This is a genomic window from Anaeromyxobacter oryzisoli, assembly GCF_022690765.1.
In the GTDB taxonomy this organism is placed as follows: domain Bacteria; phylum Myxococcota; class Myxococcia; order Myxococcales; family Anaeromyxobacteraceae; genus Anaeromyxobacter; species Anaeromyxobacter oryzisoli.
Genome location: NZ_JALCZA010000157.1, coordinates 1 through 2,658 on the forward strand (window position 1 = coordinate 1; position 2,658 = coordinate 2,658).

General features: G+C 75.8%; 2 protein-coding genes. Both read left to right on the forward strand.

Annotated elements, in window-relative coordinates:
- Positions 1 to 1,720: chemotaxis protein CheA (locus MNZ27_RS23065; RefSeq protein ID WP_242396409.1), on the forward strand; the 1,720-nt coding region annotated here is incomplete at its 5' end.
- A 3-nt stretch (positions 1,721 to 1,723) separates the two neighbouring features.
- Entirely contained in the window at positions 1,724 to 2,548 is an 825-nt protein-coding gene (locus MNZ27_RS23070; protein WP_242396410.1) for an ExeA family protein, read from the forward strand.
- Positions 2,549 to 2,658: the final 110 nt, after the last annotated feature.

Genomic DNA, 2,658 nt, shown 5'->3' on the forward strand with positions numbered 1-2,658 from the left:
CGAGGCCGCGGCGCGCCTCGCGGAGCGGCTCCGCGCCCACGCGGCGCCGGCGGCCGCGGCCGCGGAGCCCGCCGAGGGGCCCGCGCTCGCCCTCGCGCCCCAGGTGCGCGCGGTCCTCACCGAGTACGAGGAGCACCGCCTCCGCGCCGCGGCGCGGCGTGGGCTCGCCGTCCACCGGATCGAGGTCGCCTTCGACCTCGCAAGCTTCGACGGCGAGCTCTCGGCCCTGAACGGCCGCCTGAAGAAGCTCGGCGAGGTGGTCTCGACGCTGCCGTCCGCCGACGTCCGCGATCCGCAGGGCATCGCGTTCGTGCTGCTGTTCGCCTCGAAGGAGCCGCTCGAGGCGATCCGCCGGGAGGCGGGACCGGCCGCGGTGGTGGAGGTCGTCCCGCGCGTCGCCGGCGGAGAGCCGGCGCGGCCACCGGAGGCGCCCGCGCCGGCGGAGGAGCCCCCCTCGCTGCGGTCCGCGTCGCAGGCGGTGCGGGTGGACATCCGCAAGCTCGACCGGCTCATGACGATCGTCGGGGAGCTCGTGCTGGTGAAGTCCACCCTCCACGCGCTCGCCGAGCGTCACAAGGCGCAGGGCGGCGACGCCGCGCTGGGCGCCGAGCTGCACCGGGCCGACCGCGCGCTGGAGCGGCGGCTCGCGGAGCTGCAGGCGGGGATCCTCGAGGTCCGGATGGTCCCCCTCGAGCAGGTCTTCGACAAGCTCGCGCGCATGGTGCGCAAGCTCGCCCGCGAGGTCGGGAAGGAGATCGAGCTCCAGGTGACCGGCGGCGACGTGGGGCTCGACAAGCTCATCGTCGAGGACCTGTCGGACCCCCTCATGCACCTCGTCCGGAACGCCATCGATCACGGCGTCGAGGCCCCGGACGCGCGCGCGCGCGCCGGCAAGCCGCGCGCCGGCCGCGTCCGGCTCGCGGCGGCGCAGCAGGGGAGCCACGTGCAGATCGTGGTCGAGGACGACGGCGCGGGGATGGACGAGGACCGGATCCGCGAGGTCGCGGTCCAGCGCGGCCTCGCCACCCCCGAGGAGCTCCGGGAGCTCTCGCGGCGCGAGGTGATGAACCTCATCTTCCTCCCCGGCTTCTCGACCGCGCGCCAGGTGACGAGCCTCTCCGGCCGGGGCGTCGGGATGGACGTCGTGAAGAACAACGTCGCCGCCCTCTCCGGGATCATCGAGATCCAGACGCAGCGCGGGCGCGGCACGCGCTTCGAGATCACGCTCCCGGTGACGCTCGCGATCGTCCGCGCGCTCGTCGTCGAGGTGGCCGGGCGGACGTACGTGGTCCCGCTCGGCAGCGTCGTCGAGATCCTCGAGGTGCGCGCCTGCGAGGTGCGAACCCTCTCCACGCGCGAGGTGATCTCGATCCGCGGGGCGACGGTGCCGCTCGTGCGCCTCGGCCGCTTCTTCGCGCTCCAGGGCGGGCGCGCGCCCGATCCGTTCTTCGCGGTGGTGGTCGGGCTCGCCCAGCAGCGGCTCGGGATCGCGGTGGACGCCGTGGTCGGGCAGCAGGACGTCGTCGTGAAGCCGCTCGGCCCCGCGCTGCGCGGCGTCCGCGGCGTCGCGGGCGCCACCGATCTCGGCAACGGCCGCACCGTGCTCGTGCTCGACGTCGGCGCGATCATCGAGGAGGCCCTCGAGGGGGAGGGCCTCGGCGGCGACGGGCCCGGCGTCGCCTCGCCCGCGGAAGGGCCCGCCCGCCGCGCCCCGGGGTGATCGATGTACCTCGAGCACTACGGCCTGTCCCGGCGGCCCTTCTCGAAGACGCCCGACCCGGCGTTCCTGTTCCCGTCGCGCCAGCACGCCGAGGCGCTCGCGCGCCTCTCCCACGCCCTCGAGGAGCGCGAGCTCGCGGTGCTCACGGGCGAGATCGGCGCCGGGAAGACCGTGCTCTCGCGGGCGCTCGTGGACGCGTTCGCCGAGCGGTGCCGCTTCAGCTTCGTGGTGCACCCGGCGCTCCCGCCGGCCCAGCTCCTCGGCGCCGTCGCGGAGGGGTTCGGGCTCGCCCCTGGCCGGCGCAAGGCTGACGTGTTCGCGCGCCTGGCCGAGCACTGCGCCCGGCTGGACGAGCAGGGGCTCTTCGCGGTGGTGATCGTGGACGAGGCCCAGCTCGTCCCCACGCGCGCCGCGTTCGACGAGCTGCGGCTCCTCACGAACCTCGCCGCGGACGATCGCGCGCTCGTCGGGCTGGTCCTGCTCGGGCAGCCGGAGCTGCGCGAGCGCCTCCGGAGCGTCGCGGGGGAGGCCTTCGAGCAGCGGATCGGCGTCGCGTACCACCTCGGCGCCCTCGACCTGGACGAGACCGCGCGGTACCTGGCCCACCGGCTCGCGATAGCGGGGCGAGAGGCCCCGCTGTTCGCCCCCGACGCCGTGGCCGCGGTGCACCGCCTCACGGGCGGTGTCCCACGAAGGGTGAATCAGCTCGCCGCGAGCGCGCTGCTGGAGGGGCTCGTGCGCGAGGCGGACCCGCTCGGCGCGGAGGTGGTCGAGGCGGCGGCGGCGGACCTCGCCTCGTACCTGGGAACGACGGCGCGGGCGCTGTAGAATCGGGACCGGCGATGGACTTCCTGGAGATCCGGAGGAGGGCCAAGGAGCGGTCGGCCGCGCGAGCCGTCGCGGCGAACGGGTCGCCCCGCTCGCCGCGCGGCGAGGCG

Excerpts from the sequence above, each read along its gene's own strand:
- MNZ27_RS23070 (WP_242396410.1), top strand. The coding sequence starts at position 1,724 with ATGTACCTCGAGCACTACGGCCTGTCCCGGCGGCCCTTCTCGAAGACG.